Genomic DNA, 19,502 nt, shown 5'->3' with positions numbered 1-19,502 from the left:
TGCAATCTGGCTCTGTCTCAGAAGGCAGTGCCAGACGCCGCCTCACCCACCAAAGGCATCTTTCAACTTGGAGAAAAAGCTGCGGCTTTCAGGGCATTCATCGCCGGTTTCGGTCTCACGAAACTCCTCAAGAATGTCCTTCTGCTTACGGCTGAGCTTTGTCGGCGTTTCCACCGCGATCTCTACCACCAGATCGCCGCGCCCGCGCCCTTGCAGGACTGGCATACCGGCCCCGCGCACGCGCAATTGCTTGCCCGATTGAATGCCAGTTGGGATGTCGACCGAATTGGTTGAGCCATCAAGGTCAGGTATCTCAACACATCCACCCAGAGCCGCCGTCGTAAAGCTGACTGGGACGCGAGTTGCCAAAGTGGTGCCTTCGCGCTGGAACAGTTCATGTGGGGTAACGTGCACGAAAATGTAGAGATCGCCAGGAGGCGCACCGCGAGCGCCCGCTTCACCCTTGCCCGACAGCCTGATACGCGTGCCAGTATCAACGCCAGGTGGAATTTCCACTGACAGGGCCTGAGCGCGATCAACACGCCCTTCCCCGCGGCACGAACCGCATGGTTCCTCTAGAACCGCGCCGCGGCCGCTGCAGGTTGGGCAAGGCCGCTCAACGACGAACAGACCCTGCTTTGCCCGCACAGATCCGTGCCCGTGGCACAAATTGCACTGCCGCTCGCTGGTGCCGGGCGCCGCGCCCGAACCATCACAGGTGTCGCAGGCTTGAGAGACTTCGATCTCAATCTCGGTCGATTTGCCGTGGAATGCCTCTTCGAGGGAAACCTGCATGTCATAGCGCAGATCGGCGCCGCGCCGGGTTTGTTGCCGGCCACCTGCGGCCCCGCCAAAGGCACTGCCAAAGATGGTCTCAAAAATATCGCCAATATCGCCGAAGTCGGCCTGACCGCGCCCGCCGCCAAAGCCACCCCCGCCGCCGTTCATCCCTTGCTGGAATACCTCGTGACCATAGCGATCATAGGCCGCGCGCTTTTGCGGGTCTTTGAGGACTTCATAGGCCTCGCCAATCGCCTTGAACTTCGCCTCTGCTTCACCATCGCCTGGGTTGCGATCGGGGTGAAACTTCATCGCCAGCTTGCGATACGCGCTTTTAAGCACGCTGCCGTCGGCATCGCGAGCGACCTCGAGCAATTGGTAATAATCTAATTGGGTAGCAGCCATGGTGACCTTGGTCCCTAAAACCTAGCTGCGCGTCAGCGCAGGCCTTTGGCGGACCACACTAACGGCAGGATAGTTTTTCATGAGGACATCAGTCCTTGTTGTCTTCGTCCACTTCGGAGAATTCCGCATCGACAACATCTTCGTCGTCTGACGCATCCGAAGAAGCATCGCCGTCGCCGCCGTCACCGGCCGCACCTTCAGCCTGCTCTTTCTCATAGATTTGCTGACCCATTTTCATGGCCGCTTCGGTCAGAGCCTGAGACTTGGCGTTGATCTCATCAACATCATCGCCTTCCAGTGCCGTTTTCGCTTCGCCAAGGGCAGTTTCCACCGTAGACTTGGTATCGGCATCCACCTTATCGCCGTGCTCTTCGAGCTGCTTTTCGGTCGCGTGAACAAGACTGTCGGCCTGGTTGCGAGCTTCCGCAGAGGCCCGGCGTTTCTTGTCTTCTTCAGCAAATTTCTCAGCGTCTTGAACCATCTGATCAATATCATTGTCGGACAGTCCGCCCGATGCCTGGATCTTGATAGTCTGTTCTTTGCCGGTACCCTTGTCCTTAGCAGAGACATTCACGATACCGTTCGCGTCAATGTCAAAGGTCACCTCAACCTGCGGAACGCCCCGCGGCGCAGGCGGAATGCCAACCAGATCAAACTGACCCAGCATCTTGTTGTCCGCCGCCATTTCGCGCTCGCCTTGGAACACGCGAATGGTCACCGCATTCTGATTGTCTTCAGCAGTCGAATAGGTCTGCGTCTTCTTGGTCGGAATCGTCGTGTTGCGATCAATCATCCGAGTGAAGACACCGCCCAGAGTTTCGATGCCGAGCGACAATGGCGTCACATCGAGCAGCAGCACGTCTTTAACGTCGCCTTGCAGAACGCCCGCCTGGATGGCCGCGCCCATGGCAACAACTTCGTCTGGGTTCACGCCGGTGTGCGGCTTCGCTTCGAAGAAACCTTCAACCACTTCGCGAACCTTCGGCATGCGTGTCATACCGCCAACCAGGATCACTTCGTCGATGTCATCCTTCGACACGCCCGCATCGGCCAGAGCCTTCTTACACGGCTCAAGCGTCCGCTTGATCAGATCGCCAACCAGCTTTTCAAGGTCGGAACGGCTGAGCGTTTCGACCAAGTGCAGCGGCGTGCTTGATCCGCCATCCATACGCGCAGTAATGAATGGCAGGTTGATTTCGGTCGTGGCCGAACTGGAAAGCTCAATCTTGGCCTTTTCAGCAGCTTCTTTCAGACGTTGGAGCGCAAGCTTGTCCTTGCGCAGATCCATGTTCTCTTTCTTTTCAAACTCGCTGGCGAGCCATTCGACAATCGCGCTGTCGAAGTCTTCACCACCGAGGAACGTATCGCCGTTGGTCGACTTCACTTCGAACACGCCGTCGCCAATTTCGAGTACGGAAACGTCAAATGTACCGCCGCCAAGGTCATAAACGGCGATCGTCTTGCCGTCGTTCTTGTCCATGCCATAGGCGAGCGCCGCAGCGGTTGGTTCGTTGATGATCCGTAGCACTTCAAGACCAGCGATTTGACCGGCGTCTTTCGTCGCCTGACGCTGAGCATCGTTAAAGTATGCAGGAACGGTAATAACGGCCTGTTCCACGGTCTCGCCGAGATAGCTCTCAGCGGTTTCTTTCATCTTTTGCAGGATGAAAGCGGAAACTTGGCTTGGCGAATAATCTTCATCGCCCGCCTTTACCCATGCGTCGCCATTTTTGCCTTTGACGATATCATACGGGACCAGGCCCATATCTTTCTTCGTCAACGGGTCGTCGAAGCGGCGACCGATCAGGCGCTTAATCGCGAACAGAGTGTTGTCGGGATTGGTAACAGCCTGACGCTTGGCCGGTTGGCCGATCAGACGTTCGCTATCCTTGGTAAAGGCGACAATAGAAGGCGTGGTGCGCGCGCCTTCAGAATTTTCAATAACTTTAGGCTTGCCCCCGTCCATCACAGCCACACACGAGTTGGTGGTGCCGAGGTCGATGCCGATTACTTTACCCATTATTTCCCCATCCATTTCAGGTTGTTGGACGTTGCCTGTAGTGCTCCCCAGAATTGGCGGAACCGTTTGGCAACTCGTTTGTAGGCGGGATATAGGTGCGGTTTTGCTTGGCACAAGGGATGGATGCGCCTACTTTTCGCACCATCCAACAAGGGGACTACAACGTGAAAATGACACAAACATCGTCTGTCTTTCTACGCGGCATCACTTTGGCGGCCTGCACTGGGCGTAGCGGCCTGCAGTGAAGAGGTACCTGCGCCAGAGCCAGTCGATACAATTGAAGGGATCACGATTTCGGATGCGCGCCTTGTGCTTCCGCCAGTGTCCGGCAACCCCGCGGCGGTCTATTTCAACCTCAGCTATGATGGGGATCGCGGGATCGCGGTCAGTGGGGCAGAGGTGACAGGCGCGAAGAGCGCAACTGTTCATGACATGATGGAATATGATTTCAAGATGACCATGGCCGAGGCGGGGCCTGTTCCGCTCACCAATGGCACCGAAATTGCGTTCGAACCTGGCGCAAAGCACGTCATGGCATTTGAACTGGATGAGAGCGTTCAAGCAGGCGGAACCGCCGAAGTAATGCTCAAAATTTCAGGTGGTAAGCGGCACAAATTCGAAGCTGAAGTGCGCGCAGCGGGCGAAGAACGCTGAGCGAAAACCCCTCACCCACGGCTCAAAATCACGCGCTCGTCCCGGCCTGCCCGGTCGGCGGCGAACGCACTTTGACGCCGGGTGAAGTTGGAATTGCAAAGACCGTATTTGGAACCGCGATTGACTATGAAGTGGTGCGCATCAGGCGCCGTAAGTGGTTTCCCTTTCAGCCCCGCAAAGTCACCATGGCCCCGCGCGGGCATCTGCATTTTCATCCCGATGGCGCGGCCTATTGCGATGACTTCTCAGGCGAAGGGTTAATCCGGCAAGGGTTGCTGATCCACGAGCTCACCCATGTCTGGCAAACCCAAACGCGCGGCGATTGGTATTTGCTGCTGAATCGCCACCCCTTCTGCCGCTATGATTACACGCTTAAACCCGGCCAGCCCTTCGCCTCCTATGGCATTGAGCAGCAGGCAGAGATCGTAAAGCACGCATTTTGGATGCGGCAGGGCGTGCGCGTTACAGGCGTGGCCGACAAGTCAGCCTATGATGGCTTGGTCCGGTTTCCGGGTGCGGCTTTGTGACCTAACAGCAGCGATTCAGAAAGAAGCAACTCGCGACCTTGGCGTGGTCCCTTTGTCGAACTCTAACCTGACGTCGCATTGGAGACATGTCCCGTAGTGAGCACCATTTTTCCAATGGTCTTCTTGAAGACGCGATAAGCGTTTATTCTCAAAGCACTTAGGGCAGTATAATCCCTCGGGGCTGCCCTCTTTTGCTCGGTACGCAAAGGCTTTTCTTGTCTCAAAAGTCTCAAATTTTGAAGCAGTTTCGATCCAATCAGTTTTTTCTGAAAGTGCCTCTTCTAGCTCTTGAATCTTTCGGTACATCTCATCGCGCTCAGACAAACTCGTCAATGCAGCTGACTGAGCTGAAATAAGCTCACTTTGAAGTGCAGTAATTGCATCCCGAACTTCGCTATCAATCTTCATTCCAAGGAGAGTTTTGGAAAGCGTTGCTGCAGAAGATAGGCTACTAGCCAAACCTACGATGGTAGATGGATCCACGATCTCAATCCGGCTTCTTAGCGACACCAACCATGGCCGGACGTAGCAGGCGGTCTTTGATCATCCAACCTGCTTGCATCTCCTGAATGATCGTGCCCGGCTCGTGCTCATCGCTGGGCACCTCAAGCATTGCCTGGTGTTGGTTCGGATCGAGCGGCAAACCAACCGCAGCTACACGCTCAATGCCGTGACTTTTGAAGACCTTCTCCAGCTCCCGCTGAGTGGCCTCAATACCGGTCACCAGGCCTTTCATCTTCTCATCTTCGCGCAGGCTCTCAGGGATGGCCTCAATCGCGCGGGAGAGATTGTCCGCCACGCTCAGCACATCGCGCGCAAAGCCAGTCGCGGCATAGGCACGCGCATCGCCGACGTCTTTCTCCATCCGGCGGCGCACATTCTGCGTCTCCGCCTTGGCATACAACGTCTCTTGCTTGGATTCTTCCAGATCACGGCGGAGCGATTCCAGCGCCTCGCTAAAATCATCTTCTTCACCGCCCTCAGCATCTTGAGCCTCAGGATCGTCAAGAAACTCCTCCGGCACGCCTTTCAGTTCTGCTTCTGCCGCTTCGTCGTGCGGCTTATCATTGTCGATCATCGTCGTCTTGTGTCCAAATTATGCAATGAGTTTGCCCAAAGAACGGGCTGTTAAATCCACCATGGGGACCACGCGCGCGTAATTCAACCGCGTCGGCCCAATCACACCCAGAACTCCAACCACCCTTCCCTCTCTGTCGCGATAGGGCGAGGCTATGACGGAAGAGCCCGAAAGCCCGAACAGGCGGTTCTCGCTGCCGATAAAAATGCGGGTTGCCTCGGCCTCGCGTGCATTATCAAGCAAAGCGGCAACCGATTGTTTGTTCTCTAGGTCGTCAAGCAGCGAGCGGACACGGTCTATGTCCTCCATCGCCGCATCATCCAGCAGATTGGACGCACCGCGCACGATCAGGACGGGGCGTTCCTCTGTGTCTTCGCTCCAAACGGCCAACCCGCGCTCAACCAGATCTTTGCTCGCGTCATCAAGTTGAGACTGTCCGGTTTTGATCTCTTGTCGCATCGCCGCGGCCGCATCGCTCAGCGTCCTGCCTGAAAGCCGCGCGGTGATGTAATTGGTCGCCGCCTCCAGCGCGCTAGCAGACACCACCCCACCGAGTTCCAAAACCCGGTTTTCGACCCCGCCATCCTCACCGACTAGGACAGCCAGCGCCCTACCCTGACCCAGATCCACAAGATTGAACTGCGCCAATTGCTGCTCGCGTGTGGGCACCATGACCATGCCAGCAGCGCCCGACAGGTCTGACAGCACAGAGCTTGCCTGCTCCAGTGCTTGCTCCACCGGCCCAGGTTCGCCGAGCCGCTGTTCTATCTGCGCGCGTTCTTCTGCTGTTGGTTCAGCGACCTGCATCATACCGTCGACAAACAATCTGAGGCCGATATCGGTGGGTAATCGCCCCGCGCTGGTATGGGGCGCGGCAAGTAGGCCAACACTCTCCAGATCAGCCAATACCGAGCGGATGGAGGCCGGCGAAAGGTTCAGGCCACTGTCGCTCGACAGCGTTTTTGACCCAACCGGCTGGCCATTATCCATATAGCCTTCCACCACACGGCGAAAAATCTCGCGCGCCCTATCGGTCATTTCTGAAATTGGTGGTGAGGCCATGCGTGCTATTTAACGTGAAACTATCCCGAGCCAAGCCCGGCCGTGCCCTTGCCGCCACTCTTTTGTCCCGCCAAACCGGCGAGCAAGCGAATCGAACATAGGAAAACATCATGCGACCATCTGGCCGCGCGCCTGACGAAATGCGCGCAATCACTATCGAAACCGGCTTTACCAAACACGCAGAAGGGTCTTGCCTCATCAGCTTTGGCGACACCCGCGTGCTGTGCACGGCCAGTGTCGAAGAACGTATTCCGCCATGGCTGCGCGGCAAGGGCGAAGGCTGGGTCACAGGTGAATATTCGATGCTACCGCGCGCGACGCACACACGCGGCTCTCGCGAGGCAGCTCGCGGCAAGCAATCGGGCCGAACTCAAGAAATTCAGAGACTTATCGGGCGCTCTTTGCGCGCTGTGGTCGACCTTAAGAAACTCGGCGAGCGGCAAATCACCTTGGATTGCGACGTGATCCAGGCCGACGGCGGCACGCGCACAGCATCAATTTCTGGCGCATGGGTTGCCCTGCGCCTGGCGGTCAATGGCTTGATTGCATCGGGCGATATCAAGGAAGACCCGATTACCGCGCAGGTCGCAGCGATCTCTTGCGGCATCTACAAGGGCACACCAGTCCTCGACCTCGATTACCCAGAAGACAGCGATGCGGACGCGGATGCGAACTTCGTGCTGATCTCAGGCGGACAAATCGCTGAAGTTCAGGCGACCGCAGAGGGCGCTACCTATGATGAAGAAGGCCTGCTGCGCCTGCTGCGCCTCGCGAACATCGGCTGCGATGGTATTTTCGCGGAGCAGCTGAAGGCGACCGGCGCATAAACCAATGGGTCCGGTTCGCTATTCAATCTCAGAAGAATTACAGCTCGCATTCTGGAAGCTAAACTTTAGCAGCAATCTGCCGCGCGCGCTTGCAGTTATAGCGGCGATAGTTGTCATTTTGGGCATTCTGGTGTTCGTCTTTGAAGATTGGGTCGCTGCGCTGACCGCAATGATCTGCATTATGCTTGGTGGAACGGCCACCTTGCTGTGCATACGTTTTATCCTGTTCCCACGACAAGCGAAGAAGGCCTGGGCCGACTATGCTTTGATAAAAGAGCATGTCGATCTGACCGTGGATGAGGCAGGTTTTTCACTTATCCAACCATCGGCGCATGTGGACGCCAAATGGACACAGATCGTCAGATGGAATGAGCAAGATGAATTGTTCGCAATGTATTTGAACAGCCAGCTCGCTTATATTCTGCCGAAGGATCAGGTAGGTAAGGAGATCATTGACTTCGCACGCGAGCGGTTGATTGCATCCGGCCTTGTTACAAAGGGAAAGCGCCGAAAATGACCAAACTTGGCTCTGGATCGCTCGTAATTGCAACGCACAATGCGGGTAAGTTGAAAGAGATTTCGGCACTACTCGATGCTTATGGGATGAAGTGCATCTCGGCCGGATCGCTTGGCCTGCCAGAGCCGCCAGAAACTGGCAAAACGTTCGCTGAAAACGCTTTGATCAAAGCGCGGGCTGCGGCTGAAGCATCAGGTCTGGCCGCCCTTGCTGACGATAGCGGCCTATCTGTTAACGCATTGGATGGACGGCCTGGGATCTACACCGCCGATTGGGCGGAGAGGCAATGGTTTGAAGGCGATCCTGGCCGCGACTGGTACATGGCCATGGGCAAAGTCGAAGGATTGCTGGCAGAGCAGGGAGCGGATGTTGACCGAAGCGCAGCCTTCCACTGCGTGCTCGCCATCGCATGGCCCGATGGTCAACACATGGTTTATGAAGGCCAATGCCCGGGCAGCCTAACCTGGCCTCCACGAGGCGAAATGGGCTTTGGCTATGACCCAGTGTTCGTGCCCTCCTCACGCGAAGGCGACGAAACTTTTGCCGAGATCGATCCAGCGGAAAAACACAGCATCAGCCACCGTGCCGATGCCTTTGCCAAGCTCGTCGCAGATCAGTTCGGCGCCTGACCAGAGGGATCAGTAGGCAAATTGCCCTGAGACATTGCCCGGCGGCGAATAACGGCAGACGAGGTAGTCGCGGCCCGAACCGGTAGCGACCCCGCATCCAAGTTCTGTTGAGTTTGCCCAAATGATCTGGGTGTAGTGACCGACGTCGGTCCAATCGCCCGTATTGCTGACATAGGGGAAGCGATCGTGGATGTAGAATTGCTTTTCGCTGATCCAACCATCCGCCATCACTTCGTAAGTGAATGCCCCCTCGGTGCCTGCCCATAGGTTCTCGCCCTGATTGGGGCGCGAGGCGCTGGTGCTGTGCTCGAAGCGACCCGTGCGGGCGAGTTCTTCAGCATAAGCAAGCGCTTGGCGGCTCAAGTCATCGTCCAAGGTCATCGGCGCAACGCCGACTTCCCGGCGCGCGTCATTGTGTTCCGCCAGCATCACCCGAAGCATATCGTCCTGACGCGTCGTTTGCGTGCCGCCGGTTGGTGGCGGCGGTGGAGGAGGCGGTGGCGGGGGAGGAGCAGGCGGCGGTGACGACGACGTTCCGCCTGTCGCAGCCGTGTTAGTGCTCGGCGAAGAACCGCTTTCGCCGCCTCCGCAGCCAGACGCGACGAGAATGATCGCAACCGGCGCGACCATTTTGCTGCATGTTTTAGAAATCTTGAACATTAATCGACCTTCCCCAAAACGCTCCCAGCGCTCAACCCACCTTGCGGCCATATGTGTTTCCTGCGGGCCAATATCGGCACACTAGGAATTCATTGCCTCTGCGCCGCGCAATTGCGCAGCCGACTTCACGTGTCTCAGCCCAGACCATTTGCGTGTAGTGACCGACATCGGCCCAATTCCCGGTGCGTGAGACATTTGGGAAAGTGCCGGGCTTAAAGTGCCGCTTTTCCTCAGAAAAAAAGCCGATCATCGCGCTGAGGCTGAAATAACCTGCGGTGCCCATCCAGAGATTTTCGCCGCGCCCTTTGCGCTGATCCAGCGAGGCGTGCAGCATTGTGCCCCTGCGCGCGAGCTGATTGGCCCAATCCTGAGCCTCATTGGCGAGCTGCGGAGACCATGAGAGTGCCTCAACACCGAATTCGGCGCGTTCTACATTGTGCGCTTGCAACAATTCACTGGCGAAGCGGTCTGCATGCGAGGCAGAATTCTGGCGTTCCTGCGCAAACGCACTTGGCGCGCTCACGCTCGTAAGAAGGGCCAGACACCCAAAGATTTTCACGCTGAAACGCATGTTCCAACCTTGACTTAGAGCCTTTAACAAAGGCTGAAAGAAGCGATGGCGCGTGCTCTTTACATCCACTGGCCCTTCTGCGCGAAGAAATGCCCCTATTGCGATTTCAACTCGCATGTCCGCGCCAGCGTGGACGTGCAGCTATGGCACACTGCCTTGCTCGCCGATATGCGGTTTGAGGCGAAACTGGCCGGCGGAGAGCCGCTGACATCGATCTTTTTCGGTGGAGGTACGCCTTCGCTGATGCCGCCTGAACTGGTCACGGCGCTGCTGGCCGAGGCAGAGCAATTGTGGGGGTTCGTCCCTGAAATTGAAATTACCTTGGAGGCCAACCCCTCCTCCGTCGAAGCGAGCAATTTTTCGGCCTTGGCAAACGCCGGGATCAATCGCGTTTCGCTGGGTGTTCAATCGCTTGAAGACGAAAGTTTACAATGGCTCGGGCGACTACATGGGGCAGACGAAGCGCTAGCCGCGCTCGCCACCGCGCAAGAGCATTTTGAACGGGTGAGCTTTGACCTCATCTACGCTTTACCTGATCACACCCCAGAATTGTGGGAGGCGCAGCTCGCGCGCGCGCTGTCGCTCGGCACTTCGCATCTGTCGTTGTACCAGCTCACAATTGAACCGGGCACGCGCTTTGCCAGCGATGTGCGGCGTGGGATCTTCACGCCGTTAGATGACGATGCGGCGGCTGAGCTGTTCACGATCACGCAACAGCTGACTGGCAAGGCTGGCCTGCCCGCCTATGAAATCAGCAATCACGCGCGGCTGGGTGAGGAGAGCCGCCATAACCTCACCTATTGGCGTTATCAGGATTATTGCGGGATTGGCCCCGGCGCGCATGGTCGGCGCGGCGGAATGGCGATAACGCGGCACAAGAAGCCCGAAAACTTCCTTCGCGCCGTAAGTGAGCAAGGGCACGGTATTGCCGACAAACAGGCGCTTCGCCCGAGAGATCAAGCTGCAGAAGCGCTGCTGATGGGTCTGCGCCTGATCGAGGGGATCGACCTTGGCGCGTTGTCGGCGCGCTTCGAATTGGAAGAGGCGCAATTAATCGATCCGCGCGGATTGACCCGCAACTGCGACCTTGGCCTGATGTGGCGGCGCGATGACGCAGTTGGCGTGACGCAAGCGGGCTTGCCATTGCTCGACGCGCTGCTTGGCGAAGTGGTGGCCGACAGTCTGGTGGACGCGTGAGCCTGCACGATCTCCTGTCTGAATGGCGCGATCATCTGGCCGAGGGACGGAGGCGCAGCCCGCACACGGTGCGCGCCTATTGCTCTGCAGCGGAACGACTGCTGAAGGCGCGCAATCTGACGGATTGGGATGGCGTTGCTGGATTGGAGGCGCATGACCTGCGCGCGCATCTCGCCACACGCCGCACCGACGGCCTTTCCAACGCCAGCACAGCGCGCGAGCTATCCGCGCTCAAGGCGTTCATCACCTTCGCCCGGGCGCAGACCGGCGATCCTGATCCATCCGCCCCTCGCCTACGCGGCCCGCGCACCAAGAAGGGCCTGCCACGCCCTGTCACCCCTGATGAAGCTGTGAACATAGCTGATCTTGTCGCGGGCATGCCGGACGAGGACTGGATCGGCGTGCGTGATCGAGCGGTGCTGCTGCTGATGTATGGATCGGGCCTGCGCATCGCGGAAGCGCTGTCGCTCAAATGGTGCGATGCGGAGCTGGGTGAGATCCTGCAAGTGACAGGCAAAGGCGGAAAGCAGCGAATTGTCCCGATCTTGCCCGTCACGCGGGATGCGGTGGCGCGCTATGCAGAGCTTTGCCCGTGGAAGGCTGAGCCTAGCGAAGCGCTGTTCCGAGGGGCGAAGGGCGGCCCGCTGTCCCCCGGCATGGTGCAAAAGGCGATGGCAAACGCGCGCCGCGCGTTGGGCCTGCCCGATACGGCAACTCCGCATGCCCTGCGCCACTCCTTTGCCACGCACTTGCTGGGCGCAGGCGCGGACCTCAGAAGCCTGCAAGAACTGCTGGGCCATGCATCTTTGGGCTCAACGCAGATCTACACCAAGGTTGATGCTGCGACGATGCTGGAGAATTATCGGAACGCGCATCCAAGGGCGAAGAAGAGTAAGGCTTAAATAGGCCTTGAGATCAAAACATTGATTTGATTTGCAGTATCAAATTCGATAAACCTGTCGCGCGAATACAAAATAAATTGTTTACGGGGCAACAAAATGAAGAAAATTGTATTGTGGGGTGGTGGGGTTTTCTTGGGGTTGATGCTGTTGGTAGCTATTTTTGGCCAGCCAGATGACTCAGGAAGCAAAGTTGCCGTTGATGGCGCGGCATCGAATGAGGAAGAAGGCCAGACAGCCGAAAACACTGAAGCGCAGTCTGATACCGATGATGCGACTGCGGCAGCCGCAGCTACTTTGACCGGTCCACAAAGAAATGCAGCGCGCAGCGCGCAAAACTATCTGGATATGATGGGGTTTTCTAAAGCAGGGCTTATCGATCAACTATCTTCGAGCGCGGGCGATGGCTACGAGCGAGCGGACGCTGCTGTCGCGGTTGAAAGTCTGAATGTTGACTGGAACGCGGAAGCTGCTGAGAGTGCTAAGAACTACACCAACATGATGGGGTCTTCTTGCAATGGCCTCATTGAGCAACTTTCTTCTCAAGCTGGTGATAAGTTCACGCAAGGCGAAGCCCGGTATGGAGCCGAACAAGCAGGAGCTTGTTGATCGTCAAATCAGTTGCACCCGCCCTTCAATAGCGTCCCAGATCATCCCAGCCGTATCCGTGCCATTAAACGCATCGATGGCCACAATGCCAGTCGGTGAAGTCACATTGATCTCAGTCAGCCATTTGCCGCCGATCACATCGATACCGACAAATGTAAGGCCCAGCCGCTTGAGCTCTGGCCCCATCGCATCGCAAATCTCTTGCTCGCGTTCGGTCAGGCCGGTCTTTTCCGCGCTTCCGCCCATCGCCAGGTTAGAACGAAACTCGCCCTCGCCCGGTATCCGGTTGATTGCGCCCGCAACTTCGCCATCGACCAGCACGATACGCTTGTCGCCTTCCGCCACCTCAGGGAGGAAAGGCTGGACCATATGCGGCTCTGGCCAGGTCTGGTTGAACACCTCAAATAGGGCGGTGAGATTGTCTCCATCGGCTGGCACGCGGAAGATCGCTTTGCCGCCATTGCCGTGGATGGGCTTCACCACCACTGCCCCATGTTCCGCCATAAACCGCTTCACCTCGTCTGGGGAGCGCGTGATCAGGGTCGGCGGCATAAACCGGCGGTAGTCGAGTACCATGACCTTTTCAGGCGAATTGCGAACATTCGCAGGATCATTGACCACGAGGGTCTCTTTGCCAATCCGCTCCAGCAGATGGGTCGCGGTGATATAGCCCATGTGAAACGGCGGGTCCTGCCGCATCAGGATAACGTCGATATCCTTGCCCAGATCGAGCCGCTCAGCCGCGCCTTTGGTGAAATGATCACCCTCCACCCGCTGCACCGTGACCGGAGAGCATTCGGCAAACAGACGGTCATCCGCATCCAGCGTCAGGCTCTCCACGTGATATTCGAAAATCGAATGCCCGCGCTCCTGCGCTGCCAGCATCAGCGCAAAGCTGGAATCGCCCTTGATGTTGATATTTTCAATGGGGTCCATCTGAACCGCGATGCGAAGACTCATCAATAATCCTTTCGAAGCGGGTGCCAGTCTACGGCATCCAGGCATTGGTGATGTGGCGAGGCATGCTGCCCGGTGCAAGGAGGATAACGTCAATTCGCATATCATCGCCCTCGCGCAGGTATTCATGGGCGACGCATTCGGCGGCGGCGGCAACGCGGGTTAGGCGCCTTTCGTCTATCGCGTAGTCGAGATCAGCCTTCTTCTTGCGCCATTTCACCTCAGTGAAGGCAACAAGCGTTCCCTTACGAGCAATAAGGTCAATCTCTCCGCGAGGCGTCTTCACCCTTTGAGCAAGGATTTGCCACCCTTTGAGGCGCAGCCACATGGCCGCCCGTAGTTCGCCATCGCGGCCGCTCTTTTCCGCGATCTGACGCTTCATTGCGCCTTGAGCTCCACCGCGCGTGCATAGAGCGTCTTGCGGTCCAACCCGCTGGCCTTCGCCACTTGTCCTGCCGCCTTGCTGGGGCTCATGGTTTCCAGCGCTTCTCTCAGCAGCTCATCAGGATCGCCGATTGGCGCATCACCTGATGGCGGGCTGATGAGCAGCACAATCTCACCCTTGGGCGGATGGTTCGTGTAATGGACGGCAAGTTCCGCTGCCGTCCCTGCCCGGCATTCCTCATGCAGCTTGGTCAGCTCGCGGGCCACCGCGACCTGCCGATCAGGCATATCTAAGGCGATGGCATCTAGGCTTTTGACCAGCCGCGGCCCTGTCTCATAGAAAATCAGCGTCGTGTTCACCGCGCCGAGTTCTTGCAGCACCTCTCCGCGCGCCTTCTGCTTCACGGGTAGGAATCCCGCGAACAGGAAACGATCATTGGGCAGGCCCGCCAGCGTCAGTCCCGCGATCGCTGCGCAAGCTCCAGGCAGCGTAGTAACCGCTACATCAGCCTCTCTTGCATCGCGCACCAGCCGAAAGCCTGGGTCAGAAACCAGCGGAGTACCCGCGTCGCTCACCAGCGCCACAGAGCCAGTGCGCGCCGCATCGATAAGCTCGCACCTCGTCCCCTCCTCGCTGTGGTCATCATAGCGCCGCATTCGTTTCGAGATGCCAAGATGTGACAAAAGCTTGCCCGTGACCCGCGTGTCCTCACAGGCAATCACATCACAACGTTGCAAAATGTCGACAGCACGGAGCGTTATATCGCCGAGATTGCCAATCGGAGTTGCTACAATGTAGAGGCCCTGCTCAAGTGTTTTTGATACAGGCGATGAAGAGTGCGGGTCAGTCACCCAGGCTCTTTGGAACAGCCAACAGGGGTCGGCAAGTATGAAGCGTAATTGGTTTAATCGGCGCACTCTGGTGATTGCGGGCACTGCCGCTGTGCTCGGCGGGTGTCAGGTGATCCCCAAGACGGGGCCAACCACCACCACTGACCCGGGTCCATCGACGGAGCCAAGCGCGACCGCTTTGCCAACGGATGCGACCCGTCACCGGATTGCTCTGCTTGTTCCCATGTCAGGCAGCACAGGCGCCGTTGGTCAGTCGCTGGCGAATGCGACTACCATGGCTTTGCTCGATACCAATGCTAACAATCTGCGGATCACGACCTATGACACTTCGCAGGGCGCAGGCGCGGCAGCTCGTAGAGCGATTGCCGACGGCAACCGCCTGATCCTCGGCCCATTGATGTCCGAAAATGTGGCAAGCGTGCAGGCTCAGGCGCGCCCAGCGGGCGTGACGACGATCTCATTCTCAAACGACACCAACGTTGCGAGTCCTGATGTGTTTGTAATGGGGCACATTCCAGAGCAATCGATCCGTCGCAGTGTGCGATATGCGCGCAATCAAGGTGCAACGCGATTTGCCGCTCTTTTGTCAAACAGTGATTACGGCGATCGTTCCTTGAGCGCGCTGAGCAATGCTCTGCGTGATTTTGGCGGATCGCTAACCACAAGTCAGCGCTATTCACGCGGAAACACCTCTATCGTCAGTGCGGCCCAGCGCCTGCGCGATGCTGGCGGCTATGACACAGTGTTGCTGGGAGAAGGCGCGAGGCTTTCGGTCCAGGCCGCTGGTGAGCTTAAGAAAGAAAACGGCGTAAACTCCCGCATCCTTGGCACGGAACTGTGGAGCGGTGAAACCGCCCTCACCCGATCCGGCGCAATGCGGGGTGCATTGTTCTCTGCGGTATCTGACGGTCGGTATAGGCGCTTTACCGAAAGCTACGAGAGTCGCTTTGGCTCAAAGCCATACCGGATCTCTACCCTGGGTTATGATGCGGTTCTGCTAACGCTCAGAGTGGCGCGCGATTGGCGCGTTGGCAGCCAGTTCCCTGAACGGCAATTGCGTGATCGCGGCGGCTTCCTGGGTCTGGATGGCCCGTTCCGGTTCCAGCGCAACGGCGTGGTCGAACGTGCGATGGAAGTGCGCGAGGTGCGCGGCAACAGCGTCGTAATCGTGGATCAGGCGCCCCAACGCTTCGAGGACTGAGCAAAACGTATAGCCACCTGCTTGTTAGCGGCTCTCTGCCGAGCCTATAGCCTTACGCATGTCAGATGATCTGTTTGAAGGTACTCCGTCAACGAGCGGCGATTACGATTCCTCCTCGATTGAGGTGCTCGAAGGGCTGGAGCCGGTGCGCCGCCGGCCGGGGATGTATATTGGCGGCACGGATGACCGCGCGCTGCATCACCTTGCCGCCGAAGTGCTCGATAACTCGATGGACGAAGCCGTTGCAGGCCATGCCAACCGTATCGAAGTGCGCCTGGAGGAAGGCAATCGCCTGACCATCGGTGACAATGGCCGCGGCATACCAGTCGATGAGCACCCCAAGTTCCCGGGCAAATCCACGCTTGAGGTGATCCTTTCGACGCTTCACTCCGGCGGTAAATTCTCCGGCAAGGCCTATGCAACCAGCGGCGGTCTGCACGGGGTTGGCGTCAGCGTCGTCAACGCATTGTCATCGCACACCCGCGTCGAAGTTGCGCGCGACAAGCAATTGTTCGCACAGGAATTTTCCAAGGGGCAAACCCTCGGGAAAATCGAGAACCTGGGCGCAACACCCAATCGGCGCGGAACTCAGGTCAGCTTCACGCCCGATGAAGAGATCTTTGGCGATCGTAAATTCAAACCGCAACGGCTGTTCAAGCTAGCTCGCTCCAAAGCCTATCTGTTTGCGGGCGTCGAAATCCGCTGGAAATGCGCGCCCAGCCTCGCGTCCGAAGATGTTCCCGAAGAGGCCACTTTCAAGTTCCCAGGAGGTCTCGCTGACCATTTGGCCGAGCAGGTGGGTGCGCGCGAATGCGTAACCGCGCAGGCCTTTACCGGCAATCAAGACTTTCCCGAGGACGACAGCGGCACCTCGCAAGGCCGGGTCGAATGGGCCATCGCATGGCCGCTCTATTCCGATGGATCGACCAGCTGGTATTGTAACACTGTTCCAACACCCGATGGCGGAACGCACGAGCAAGGCCTCAGGGCTGCTCTGACAAAAGGGCTACGCGCCTTTGGCGAGCTGACTGGCACAAAGAAAGCCAAGGATATTAGCGCAGACGACGTGATGACAGGCGGCGAGGTGATGCTCAGCGTCTTTATCCGCGATCCATCATTTCAGTCGCAAACGAAGGACCGACTGACTTCGCCAGAGGCCGCACGCTTCGTTGAGAACGCCGTGCGCGACCATTTCGACCACTTCCTCACCGACAATATGGACCGGGGTAAGGCCCTGCTTGGCGAGGTTATGGAACGCATGGATGAGCGCCTGCGCCGCAAGCAAGAGCGCGAGATCAAGCGCAAAACCGCAACCAATGCCAAAAAGCTCCGCCTACCGGGCAAGCTGACCGATTGTTCGGGCGAAGGCGACAAAGAAACCGAGCTCTTTATCGTTGAGGGCGATTCGGCCGGTGGCAGCGCGAAACAGGCGCGCAATCGCAAGACGCAGGCGATCCTGCCAATCCGCGGTAAGATCCTGAACGTAGCATCCGCTACAGCGGATAAGATCCGGGCCAATCAGGAGATCGCTGATCTCTCACTCGCGCTCGGTTGCGGCACGCGCAAAGATTGTGACGCGGAAAACCTTCGTTACGACCGCGTAATCATCATGACCGATGCGGACGTTGATGGCGCGCACATTGCAACCCTGCTCATGACGTTCTTCTTCCAGGAAATGTCAGACATTGTGAAAAAGGGGCACCTGTTCCTGGCCAAGCCGCCGCTCTATAAGCTCACCGCTGGCAAAGAAAGCCGCTATGCCAATGACGATGCGCACCGCGCGCAGCTGGAAGAGACGGTTTTCAAAGGCAAAAAGGTTGAGGTTGGTCGGTTTAAGGGTCTTGGCGAGATGAACCCTCAACAGCTTCGCGAGACCACTATGGATCCTGACACGCGCAGCCTGATCCGTATTACCTTACCGCAAGAATTTGAAGATCGCGCAGCGGTGAAAGAGGTCGTCGATCAATTGATGGGGCGCAATCCAGAGCACCGCTTCAACTTCATCCAGAACCGCGCTGGTGAGGTCGATCGCGAGGCGATTGATGCCTGACGATCAGCCCCCGCCTGACGATGCGCCAAAAAAATATCCAAACCCGCGCGAGGAAGACATCATGGCGGGCGACCGCCGTATCTCGCGCCCGGACAGCGCTCTACCCGATTGGCATATCCCTGATGCCGTTTACCGCCCCATTCCCATCGCCTGGTTTGCGGCGGCATTCCTACTGCAATCAATCGCCATGTTCGCAATCTTCATGCTGCTGATCGGCAAAAGCGGATATTTCACCATTGCCGGTGCAGCCATTGCCACCGGAGCGATTGGCGCATGGACATGGGACCGGGGGATGAAGGACGCCGCGACCGGATGGAAGGTCGCCACCATCGTGCTGCTTATCGTGCAGTTTGCGCTGGTCGCGCTGACGGCGTCATCGCGCCTCTAATCCGCCATTTCGGTATGGATATGCAAATGTCCCTCTAACGTTCGGTGTACAGGGCATTTGTCGGCGATCTCAATAATCTTCGCGCGTTGATCATCCGTCAATTCATTACCTAGCACCGTAATCGAGCGATTGAGCGCCTGGATTTTCGCACCCTCTCCCTCTTCCTCGCAATGATCACAGTCGTCCGCATGATCGCGTTCATGGGTCACATGCACTTGGTAGCTCTCTACCGGCCATCCCTTTCGGTCAGCGTACATTTTCATCGTCATGGCGGTGCAAGTGCCCAGCGCAGCGTTGAGCAAATCATACGGCGTTGGGCCGCTGTCATCACCGCCATAGCTGCGCGGTTCATCAGCCACGAAGCGGTGGCTGGCGGTGAACACCTCGGTTCCGAACTTGCCATGGCCAGACTTCACCAAGACGCCTGCTTCTGGCAGCTCAGTTTCGCCGCAACTTTTGAGGTACCGCTTTGCCCATGAAGCGATCGCTACAGCGGCATATTCGGCATCTTCTCCCTTCGTCAACAGGTGATCGGCATCGTCCAGACTAATGAAACTCTTTGGGTGATAGGCGGCCTGAAACAGAGCCGCCGCGTGCTCTACACCAACGATTGTGTCGATCGGCGAGTGTAATGCCAGATAGGGGAGCCTCAGCTCCTTCACCAGTTCGAGCAGCTTGACCGATTCCGTTCGTTCTAGAAACTCCCGACTGACCGAAAAGCTTTGCCCACCAATAGTCACTGGCCCCTCACCGTCCGCGCAGAATCGCATCGTGATCGCCTTTGATGATGTGCAGCACATGCGGGACATCCGAAGGCGCGCCAATCGTCGCGATAGCTGCGACGTTCTCCGCGCCCAGCTCATGCGCAGCGGCCAGCACCGCCGCTCCGCCAAGACTATGCCCAACCAATAGTAGCGGAGCATTGAAGCGCGCCCGCAAAGCGCCCGCAACGGAAACGAGATCAGCGATATCCGTAGCAAAGCCAGCGCGGCCAAATTCGCCTTCGCTCCCACCAAGCCCGGTAAAGTCGAACCTCAGCGTCGCAATGCCTTGCGCGGCCAATGCGCGCGCGACACTAATCGCGGCGCGGCTCTTCTTGGTGCAGGTGAAGCAATGCGCAAAGACCGCAGCGCCCCTGACCAGGCCGGTTGGCATTTCCAGCGCTCCATCCAGGCTGTGTCCAGTGGTGGTCGTGATCGAGAGTGTCTCTGTCGGCATTGTGGTCCCTCCTATGG

Annotated in this window: 23 protein-coding genes; 11 read left to right on the top strand and 12 right to left on the bottom strand. The window is 57.7% G+C overall.

Annotation, left to right across the window (positions count from 1 at the left end; genetic code table 11):
- Window positions 1-42 precede the first annotated feature (42 nt).
- Together dnaJ and dnaK are read right to left on the bottom strand one after the other, a co-directional pair.
- Window positions 43-1,185 carry a molecular chaperone DnaJ gene (dnaJ, locus tag AC0V6O_RS07255; RefSeq protein WP_486142792.1) on the bottom strand — a complete coding sequence of 381 codons (1,143 nt, stop codon included), beginning with the start codon at window positions 1,183-1,185 and terminating at the stop codon, window positions 43-45.
- Between the two features lie 88 nt (window positions 1,186-1,273).
- Entirely contained in the window at window positions 1,274-3,205 is a 1,932-nt protein-coding gene (gene dnaK / locus AC0V6O_RS07250) for a molecular chaperone DnaK (protein WP_486142790.1), read from the bottom strand.
- A gap of 186 nt (window positions 3,206-3,391) precedes the next feature.
- Between dnaK and AC0V6O_RS07245 the strand changes: the two genes are divergently transcribed.
- Both AC0V6O_RS07245 and AC0V6O_RS07240 read left to right on the top strand, forming a co-directional pair.
- Window positions 3,392-3,859, top strand: coding sequence for a copper chaperone PCu(A)C (locus tag AC0V6O_RS07245; RefSeq protein ID WP_486145541.1), 468 nt, complete (start codon window positions 3,392-3,394; stop codon window positions 3,857-3,859).
- Window positions 3,860-3,930: 71 nt separating this feature from the next.
- Window positions 3,931-4,386 carry a vgr related protein gene (locus AC0V6O_RS07240; protein ID WP_486142788.1) on the top strand — a complete coding sequence of 152 codons (456 nt, stop codon included), beginning with the start codon at window positions 3,931-3,933 and terminating at the stop codon, window positions 4,384-4,386.
- Window positions 4,387-4,401: 15 nt separating this feature from the next.
- On the opposite strand, the gene AC0V6O_RS07235 is transcribed toward AC0V6O_RS07240, so the two are convergent.
- From AC0V6O_RS07235 to hrcA, 3 genes are read right to left on the bottom strand one after another with little or no spacing between them, the layout of a single operon-like run.
- Window positions 4,402-4,869: a hypothetical protein gene (locus AC0V6O_RS07235; protein ID WP_486142786.1), complete on the bottom strand. Its 468-nt coding sequence runs from the start codon at window positions 4,867-4,869 to the stop codon at window positions 4,402-4,404.
- A gap of 4 nt (window positions 4,870-4,873) precedes the next feature.
- A complete protein-coding gene (gene grpE / locus AC0V6O_RS07230) occupies window positions 4,874-5,464 on the bottom strand; it encodes a nucleotide exchange factor GrpE (RefSeq protein WP_486142784.1) in 591 nt (196 codons plus the stop codon).
- A gap of 18 nt (window positions 5,465-5,482) precedes the next feature.
- Complete coding sequence (gene hrcA / locus AC0V6O_RS07225) at window positions 5,483-6,526, bottom strand: heat-inducible transcriptional repressor HrcA (protein WP_486142782.1); 1,044 nt, start codon at window positions 6,524-6,526, stop codon at window positions 5,483-5,485.
- A gap of 110 nt (window positions 6,527-6,636) precedes the next feature.
- On the opposite strand from hrcA, the gene rph reads away from it, so the two are divergent.
- The 3 genes from rph to rdgB all read left to right on the top strand — a co-directional run bounded on the left by rph (window position 6,637) and on the right by rdgB (window position 8,499).
- Window positions 6,637-7,353, top strand: coding sequence for a ribonuclease PH (gene rph / locus AC0V6O_RS07220; RefSeq protein ID WP_486142780.1), 717 nt, complete (start codon window positions 6,637-6,639; stop codon window positions 7,351-7,353).
- Window positions 7,354-7,471: 118 nt separating this feature from the next.
- Window positions 7,472-7,870, top strand: coding sequence for a YcxB family protein (locus AC0V6O_RS07215; protein WP_486142778.1), 399 nt, complete (start codon window positions 7,472-7,474; stop codon window positions 7,868-7,870).
- Window positions 7,867-8,499, top strand: coding sequence for an RdgB/HAM1 family non-canonical purine NTP pyrophosphatase (rdgB, locus tag AC0V6O_RS07210; RefSeq protein WP_486142776.1), 633 nt, complete (start codon window positions 7,867-7,869; stop codon window positions 8,497-8,499). Before AC0V6O_RS07215 ends, rdgB begins: the two co-directional genes overlap by 4 nt.
- A gap of 9 nt (window positions 8,500-8,508) precedes the next feature.
- Here the strand turns inward: rdgB and AC0V6O_RS07205 are convergent, their stop codons facing one another.
- Together AC0V6O_RS07205 and AC0V6O_RS07200 are read right to left on the bottom strand one after the other, a co-directional pair.
- Entirely contained in the window at window positions 8,509-9,159 is a 651-nt protein-coding gene (locus AC0V6O_RS07205; protein WP_486142774.1) for a CAP family protein, read from the bottom strand.
- Between the two features lie 31 nt (window positions 9,160-9,190).
- Window positions 9,191-9,682 carry a CAP family protein gene (locus AC0V6O_RS07200; protein ID WP_486142772.1) on the bottom strand — a complete coding sequence of 164 codons (492 nt, stop codon included), beginning with the start codon at window positions 9,680-9,682 and terminating at the stop codon, window positions 9,191-9,193.
- A 93-nt stretch (window positions 9,683-9,775) separates the two neighbouring features.
- On the opposite strand from AC0V6O_RS07200, the gene hemW reads away from it, so the two are divergent.
- The 3 genes from hemW to AC0V6O_RS07185 all read left to right on the top strand — a co-directional run bounded on the left by hemW (window position 9,776) and on the right by AC0V6O_RS07185 (window position 12,435).
- Entirely contained in the window at window positions 9,776-10,927 is a 1,152-nt protein-coding gene (gene hemW, locus AC0V6O_RS07195; RefSeq protein WP_486142770.1) for a radical SAM family heme chaperone HemW, read from the top strand.
- Window positions 10,924-11,829 carry a tyrosine recombinase XerC gene (locus AC0V6O_RS07190; RefSeq protein ID WP_486142768.1) on the top strand — a complete coding sequence of 302 codons (906 nt, stop codon included), beginning with the start codon at window positions 10,924-10,926 and terminating at the stop codon, window positions 11,827-11,829. The genes hemW and AC0V6O_RS07190 overlap by 4 nt, the downstream gene beginning before the upstream one ends.
- Before the next feature lie 96 nt (window positions 11,830-11,925).
- Window positions 11,926-12,435: an Ltp family lipoprotein gene (locus tag AC0V6O_RS07185; protein ID WP_486142766.1), complete on the top strand. Its 510-nt coding sequence runs from the start codon at window positions 11,926-11,928 to the stop codon at window positions 12,433-12,435.
- A gap of 3 nt (window positions 12,436-12,438) precedes the next feature.
- Here the strand turns inward: AC0V6O_RS07185 and gshB are convergent, their stop codons facing one another.
- From gshB to rsmI, 3 genes are read right to left on the bottom strand one after another with little or no spacing between them, the layout of a single operon-like run.
- Entirely contained in the window at window positions 12,439-13,395 is a 957-nt protein-coding gene (gshB, locus tag AC0V6O_RS07180; RefSeq protein WP_486142764.1) for a glutathione synthase, read from the bottom strand.
- A 28-nt stretch (window positions 13,396-13,423) separates the two neighbouring features.
- Window positions 13,424-13,774, bottom strand: coding sequence for a YraN family protein (locus AC0V6O_RS07175; RefSeq protein ID WP_486142762.1), 351 nt, complete (start codon window positions 13,772-13,774; stop codon window positions 13,424-13,426).
- The gene (rsmI, locus tag AC0V6O_RS07170; RefSeq protein ID WP_486142760.1) at window positions 13,771-14,628 is read right to left on the bottom strand and encodes a 16S rRNA (cytidine(1402)-2'-O)-methyltransferase; all 858 of its coding nucleotides are present in this window, start codon (window positions 14,626-14,628) and stop codon (window positions 13,771-13,773) included. Before rsmI ends, AC0V6O_RS07175 begins: the two co-directional genes overlap by 4 nt.
- A 37-nt stretch (window positions 14,629-14,665) precedes the next feature.
- On the opposite strand from rsmI, the gene AC0V6O_RS07165 reads away from it, so the two are divergent.
- From AC0V6O_RS07165 to AC0V6O_RS07155, 3 genes are read left to right on the top strand one after another with little or no spacing between them, the layout of a single operon-like run.
- The gene (locus AC0V6O_RS07165) at window positions 14,666-15,829 is read left to right on the top strand and encodes a penicillin-binding protein activator (RefSeq protein ID WP_486142758.1); all 1,164 of its coding nucleotides are present in this window, start codon (window positions 14,666-14,668) and stop codon (window positions 15,827-15,829) included.
- A 58-nt stretch (window positions 15,830-15,887) separates the two neighbouring features.
- Window positions 15,888-17,879: a DNA topoisomerase IV subunit B gene (gene parE, locus AC0V6O_RS07160; protein WP_486142756.1), complete on the top strand. Its 1,992-nt coding sequence runs from the start codon at window positions 15,888-15,890 to the stop codon at window positions 17,877-17,879.
- On the top strand, window positions 17,872-18,267 hold the full coding sequence (locus AC0V6O_RS07155; protein ID WP_486142754.1) for a hypothetical protein: 396 nt from the start codon (window positions 17,872-17,874) through the stop codon (window positions 18,265-18,267). The genes parE and AC0V6O_RS07155 overlap by 8 nt, the downstream gene beginning before the upstream one ends.
- On the opposite strand, the gene AC0V6O_RS07150 is transcribed toward AC0V6O_RS07155, so the two are convergent.
- Both AC0V6O_RS07150 and AC0V6O_RS07145 read right to left on the bottom strand, forming a co-directional pair.
- Complete coding sequence (locus AC0V6O_RS07150; RefSeq protein ID WP_486142752.1) at window positions 18,264-19,037, bottom strand: OsmC family protein; 774 nt, start codon at window positions 19,035-19,037, stop codon at window positions 18,264-18,266. The two genes, AC0V6O_RS07155 and AC0V6O_RS07150, sit on opposite strands and share 4 nt — an antisense overlap.
- On the bottom strand, window positions 19,015-19,485 hold the full coding sequence (locus AC0V6O_RS07145) for an alpha/beta fold hydrolase (RefSeq protein ID WP_486142750.1): 471 nt from the start codon (window positions 19,483-19,485) through the stop codon (window positions 19,015-19,017). Before AC0V6O_RS07145 ends, AC0V6O_RS07150 begins: the two co-directional genes overlap by 23 nt.
- Window positions 19,486-19,502: the final 17 nt, after the last annotated feature.

This window comes from Erythrobacter sp. JB2-19 (assembly GCF_057365005.1).
The sequence above is the reverse complement of the archived record's forward strand: the minus strand, read 5'-3'. Positions and strand labels throughout refer to the sequence as shown.